Source organism: Marinomonas vulgaris (assembly GCF_018145875.1).
Lineage (GTDB): Bacteria > Pseudomonadota > Gammaproteobacteria > Pseudomonadales > Marinomonadaceae > Marinomonas > Marinomonas vulgaris.
This window is the reverse complement of record NZ_JAGSSV010000047.1, coordinates 1-5,456: the sequence shown is the minus strand read 5'-3', so window position 1 is coordinate 5,456 and position 5,456 is coordinate 1. Positions and strand designations below refer to the sequence as shown.

The window sequence follows — 5,456 nt, the reverse complement described above, 5'->3', positions numbered from 1 at the left end:
GTCGATGAACTCTTACCATGGAACATTGACCTAAGCACACCCACCCAAAACGAAGCTATCTAAATCAGAAGACTAAGTGTCCACTAAAAAACAAGTGGACACTTAAGTGAAGATACTGGGTGTAGTGGCCGGACGGTTACTGTTTTGCATCGTAGCCACCATTAATAACTCATCATTCGCGCTTTTCAGACCCCACAATCGAAGTCGATTGAAGTTGAGATGGATTTTCATATGGGCGAAAAGCACCTCGACTTTCTTTCTCTGATTACGGCTGACATTCTCGTACTCTTCGGTGGGGGTTATCGCTCTTGCCACATCACGTGCTGCTTCATGGACACTTTGAGTTGTCTTCCTAAAAATTGTGTCTGGGCAGCAGCGTTCCTTCAGGGAGCAGGTTCTACAATCAACCTGACTGGAGCGGTAAATAATTGTGTCAGCCTTGGTTACCGTAGACTTCCTGTATGACTCCGACGCTGCCGGGCTTTGTTCTGCATTAGATAACCGAGCGGGCTAGTCGTCAGTTATCTAAGTTTCGCTTTTTTCTGAATGAACTTTATTTGTAAAAACTAATCCACTCTTTTTGCGCATGTCTCGCTCGGGCTCTCCATAGTGCCCATGGACGTTCTACTTGACCTTCGTTGGCCGCTTGTGACGCGATGGTTTCACCAGGAGTGAGATACTCAATCGGGCCAAGCTTCATCGATTCGGATTGAAGTTTTGCATTAACTTCTACGTAGACGGCCCGGTAAACCGCTAGCTTTATAGATGGCGCCACGACAGTGGATCCGTGACCGCGCATGAGTACCAGAGTGTTGCTGGATAATTCAGTTGATAGAGACTCGCCTAGGTATTTATCGGTAATTAGTAGAGATGTTTTATCACCGGCATGGTCACGTATTTCAAAAATTGGCACGTGAGTCCCAATAAATCCACTCATGTGGCAAATGGGTCTTAGTGGTGTTTCCTTAGCAACGCTGAACGGTACGACGGAAGGGGAGTGGCTATGTACGATAGACATAACATCGGGGCGAGATTTGTAGATCTCACTATGAATGAATCGTTCTAAATAAACCTTCCTCGTGTCGCCATCTGATACTTCACCGTTCATATCGAATTCGATGATGTCGTCAGTTGTGACCAATCCGGGCGCCATGTTTCTGGCTAGGTAAAATCGGTCAGTGTTTGTCGGGCTTCTAACGCTTATGTGTCCAAACGCATCTAAGACGCCTTCGTTGAATAGAATCAAATTGGCGTCAACTAGATTTTCTAGCGTTTCACTTAGGTTGATGTCGCTCATTGCTATTGATCTTCGTCTTGTTAATTGTGTTGGTGCGAAAGGGAAGTCGTATCCTTGGAAGCTTCGCTTGCGAGAAGCGCATGACAGATTTCCAGTGATGCACGTCCCCAGTATCCGTCCTGTAAAGGGAGTACTCGATTACGCACAGCCTCAAAGAGCGTGTCGAAGACTTCTGCTCTACTGGTTCTGAAAGGGGCTTCGTGAAAGGCGCATCCTTTGATATTGTGGACCTCTACCCCTGTTGGCGTTAGGCGCAGATCACCGAGATCACCAAAGACGAAAACTTGTCCGAAATGTTCGTGCGTATCGGCTTTCGGACAGCTCTCAAGCGATACGAATCCACGTGAAGTTTTGAAGTCTGCTTCATTGGCTACGGTTGTGAGCTTTTGTCTAGCGGTTTCACCGGTATCTGGAGATTTAGGTGTGCCCAGTTCCGAGATGTCACCCATAAGACGGTCTCCATCAAAGTGTGCATATCCAGAGTAGGTGAGGCTTGCAAACAGCTCATCTTCAAAGTCGATCAGCATGGAGTAGGCGCCTTCGGTCGGTCGTTCTGAATCCCAAGCACCGCCTGTTCTAGCGGTTACTCGTTGAGCGGGCTTTCCTGCTAGTCGTCTAACTAGGTCGACTTGATGTACAGCCTGGCTGAAGACTACACCGCCACCGAGGTCGGTTGAAAGTTCGGCAGAAGTTCTTGGGCGGTAAAGAAAATCGGTTGCATAAAATGCATGAATCATTCGGACTCGTCCGATCTCACCGCTTTTGATTAGCTTTTCAGCCAGAGCAACCGGACCGTCGAAACTGTGACTGGGGCCGACAATTAGCGTTACTCCAGCCTGCTCAGCAGCCTTTATCATCTCAGTAGCGTCAGCTAGGGGAATGGTCATTGGCTTTTCCACCAGTACATGCTTTCCTGCCTCGATGGCGGTCAAAGCATGTTCTTTGTGAAGTCCATGAGGGGTTGAGATGTAGACGGCCTCGATATCTGCTTCGTCGAGCATCGTCTGGATATCCGCGTACGTATCACCATGAAAAGCCTTGGTAAACGCCTCCCGATGAGCACGATTGGGCTCGGCCGCTGCGACTAGATCAATGCCCGAATGAGAACTAATTGCGGGGGCTGATAGAGCAAATGCTCTGCCAAGCCCGACGACTCCGAGCCGGATAGGATTATAGGTCGAGGACAAGGTGATCTCCTTTTGCGCGCGAAACACAGACCATGATCTGAGAGTCCTTTTCATCGTTCATTAGTACGAGGTCCCGATGATCAACTTCACCTTCGGTATAGCGACATTTACAGGTCCCGCACGTGCCATTTTCACATGAGCTAGTAAAAACAAAATCGTTGTCACGCATTGCCTCAAGTATTGTCTTATCTGCAGGGACTTCGAACTCCTTACCAGAGTTGGTTAGCGTGACTGTAAAACCTCTGTCGTTCTCTCTAATGACCTCAACGGGCATAAATTTTTCCAGATGGACACGACCATCCGGCCAGTGTCCTGTAACCGCTAATACTTCTTCCATGATCGCCTCGGGCCCGCAGCAGTATATATGTTCGACAGTCGGGGTCATTAATAGATCCCAGAAATCTAGCCGCCCGCCCGGGTTGCCTTGAGAGAAATGCAGCGTGAGATCGCTGCCGCACAACTCTTTTAGTTCGTCTAGATAAGCAGTCTGTTCCTCTTCTCGAGAACAGTAGACGACTCTGAATTTTCTTCCTTCCTCTTTTAGCGCTTGAGCCATTGAATAGATAGGAGTGATACCAATTCCTCCAGCAATCAGCAACGCTGCGTGGCTGTATCCGAGAGGAAACTCGTTCTCAGGTTTCTCGACATCGAGAATAGTTCCGATGGTTGCATCTTTGTGCATAGACTCAGATCCACCACGAGACTTAGGCTCTAGCTTTATGGCTACTGTATAAGAGCTGAGGTTGTCTCCCGGATGAACGAGGGAGAAGCGCCTATGAGCTCCAGACGGTGTAGTTATAGTTATGTGAGCACCAGGTTCTGCTCTGTGAAGGTCTTGCCCATCTGTCGATGTGAGGGTGAACTCCTCGATGTCGCTTGTCAGAGCTCTCCGAGCAGTAACTATCATTTTCATGTTCTTATTGTCTCCGTTTTGTAGTTGTTAGAGTCTGGTTCTGTCTAGACCAAGTACTTTTAAACCAACAACATATAAAGTTATCTATATATAAAGTTGTCTATAAAGCATTTTGAAAGAATACTATAGTTGCTCGAAATCAAATATATTAGCATGCTAATTTTTTTTATCAAGATAAAAAGTAGCCATCTAATAATTCGGCTGAAAAATATTAGCTAGCTATTTTTTTCTTGTAAATAATAAATTAGATATCTAAGATATGTGGACGGATTTGATAGATCCGCCTTTGCAGGCTGAGTAAATAAGTTCGGGTTAACTTCTACGTTGGTCCACCTGAGATTGGTAGGCCTTGTTCAAAGTTGATCACGGGAAAAGTTGGCCTCATTTTTGAATAAAAATTATAATTAGGAGAGCAGAAGATGCTAACGCCTGAAGAGAATAAGTTGCTAACACATGTTATGCCTGGGGATCCAATGGGAGATTTGATGCGACAGCATTGGACGCCTGTGTGTTTGCTAGAAGAAGTCAAAGATAACGATGGGACACCTGTATTAGTTGAAGTACTGGGTTCTCGTATGGTTGCTTTCCGTGACACAGAAGGTCGCGTTGGACTTCTGGATGAACTATGCCCACATCGGTTGGCTTCATTGGTATTCGGTCGTAACGAGGGCTGTGGTATTCGTTGTCTTTACCACGGTTGGAAGTTTGACGTGGAAGGTAACGCGGTAGCTATGGCGTCTGAGCCTCCTGAGACTGAAAAGAGCATGTGCTCTAAAGTAAAACACAAGTCTTACAAAACTGTCGAATGGGGCGGTTTCCTCTGGGCTTGGCTTGGTGAAGAAGGCAAAGAGCCTGAATTCCAGCTGCCTGCATTCGCACCTAATAAAGAAGTTCAAGTTTCAATTCTGAAAATTCGAATTCCTGCGAACTGGGCTCAGATCCTTGAAGGTCAAATTGACTCTGCTCACTCTTCATCTCTGCACTCGTCTGATATGGTGCCAGCTAAAGTCGATAGTGCTGCTGCTGATGACAAGAGCTGGTATCGCCCGACTACGGATAAGTCACCTCGTATGCAGGCAGCTAGAACCGATTACGGTTTCCAGTATTGCGCAATTCGCCGTCCTATCAGCAACGCAAGTACGCATGATTACATTCGACTAACTCAGTATGTTGCGCCGTACTATGCAATGATTCCACCAAACACATCATATAATGTGTCTGCTGTTATCGTGCCGATTGACAACAAAAACTCGAATTTCCACTTCATTGCTTGGGGTAACCCAGAAACTACTCCCGATACTAAGGCTTGGCGTGAGTTTGCTCATGCTGTTCCTGGTGTTGATGTTGATCCAATTACTTGGGCAACAGTCGGTAACATGGAAAACCGGTTCCGTCAGGATCGGCTCAAGATGAAAGAGGGTGATTTCACGGGTATTTCGGGTATTCCAAATCAGGATATCGCAATGTGGGTATCTATGGGGCCAATCGTGAACCGCACCGATGATATTCTTGGCGCTTCGGATCTAGCAATTGTTGAGTTTCGCCGCGTCATGGTTGAAGCTGCGCAGAAAGTTGCTAACGGTGAACCTGCAATTGGAACCAATCCGTCGATTCCACAAGCGAAAATCGCTTCATTCCAGGGCGTTGTTCCAAAAGAGTCCGATTGGCGTGAGCTCTGGAAAGAGAACGTTGTCTAAAGATACCCAGCGTCTGTTACCTTCTTAGCGTGTTATCAGATAGATTGGTAGAGCTTGGAGGTATGTCTCGTCCTAAAATACGTTGACGATTTTTGTTAAGCCAGTATGGATTCCATGCTGGCTTTTTCATGCACTTCTTCTGGTGTTTCCATATTAAGACTTAAGTGAGGTCGATATCTATTATAAATATCAATAGATTCACTAATCTGCCTCTCTAATTCTTTAAAAGTTCTACAGCGTTCAATCAAATGCATATTTCGGAGCATTCCGACCAGTCATTTCGGTATTATCCGGCCACTTTTAGCCTCACTCCGAAATCAGTGATCGGATTAGCGAAATGTGCGGTCGGAATGACCGAAATC

5 protein-coding genes and 1 pseudogene are annotated in these 5,456 nt (G+C 46.4%); 1 reads left to right on the top strand and 5 read right to left on the bottom strand.

What is annotated here, in order from left to right; genetic code table 11:
• Nucleotides 1-102: 102 nt before the first annotated feature.
• The 4 genes and pseudogenes from J9B83_RS15545 to J9B83_RS15530 all read right to left on the bottom strand — a co-directional run.
• Nucleotides 103-459, bottom strand: a pseudogene (locus J9B83_RS15545) (transposase); the annotation flags it as partial.
• 94 nt (nt 460-553) lie between these two features.
• Nucleotides 554-1,297 (bottom strand): class II aldolase/adducin family protein, encoded by a 744-nt coding sequence (locus J9B83_RS15540; RefSeq protein WP_072842442.1) that lies wholly within the window; start codon nt 1,295-1,297, stop codon nt 554-556.
• Nucleotides 1,298-1,317: 20 nt separating this feature from the next.
• Complete coding sequence (locus J9B83_RS15535) at nt 1,318-2,484, bottom strand: Gfo/Idh/MocA family protein (protein ID WP_211537708.1); 1,167 nt, start codon at nt 2,482-2,484, stop codon at nt 1,318-1,320.
• Nucleotides 2,468-3,397, bottom strand: a complete 930-nt coding sequence (locus tag J9B83_RS15530) for a PDR/VanB family oxidoreductase (RefSeq protein ID WP_072842443.1) — start codon at nt 3,395-3,397, stop codon at nt 2,468-2,470. Before J9B83_RS15530 ends, J9B83_RS15535 begins: the two co-directional genes overlap by 17 nt.
• Nucleotides 3,398-3,816: 419 nt before the next feature.
• Between J9B83_RS15530 and J9B83_RS15525 the strand changes: the two genes are divergently transcribed.
• Complete coding sequence (locus J9B83_RS15525; protein WP_072842444.1) at nt 3,817-5,094, top strand: Rieske 2Fe-2S domain-containing protein; 1,278 nt, start codon at nt 3,817-3,819, stop codon at nt 5,092-5,094.
• Nucleotides 5,095-5,189: 95 nt separating this feature from the next.
• On the opposite strand, the gene J9B83_RS15520 is transcribed toward J9B83_RS15525, so the two are convergent.
• Nucleotides 5,190-5,348: an integrase core domain-containing protein gene (locus J9B83_RS15520; RefSeq protein ID WP_211537707.1), complete on the bottom strand. Its 159-nt coding sequence runs from the start codon at nt 5,346-5,348 to the stop codon at nt 5,190-5,192.
• Nucleotides 5,349-5,456 lie beyond the last annotated feature (108 nt).

Excerpts from the sequence above, each read along its gene's own strand:
- J9B83_RS15530 (WP_072842443.1), bottom strand. The coding sequence starts at position 3,397 with ATGAAAATGATAGTTACTGCTCGGAGAGCTCTGACAAGCGACATCGAG.
- J9B83_RS15540 (WP_072842442.1), bottom strand. The coding sequence starts at position 1,297 with ATGAGCGACATCAACCTAAGTGAAACGCTAGAAAATCTAGTTGACGCC.
- J9B83_RS15520 (WP_211537707.1), bottom strand. The coding sequence starts at position 5,348 with ATGCATTTGATTGAACGCTGTAGAACTTTTAAAGAATTAGAGAGGCAG.
- J9B83_RS15525 (WP_072842444.1), top strand. The coding sequence starts at position 3,817 with ATGCTAACGCCTGAAGAGAATAAGTTGCTAACACATGTTATGCCTGGG.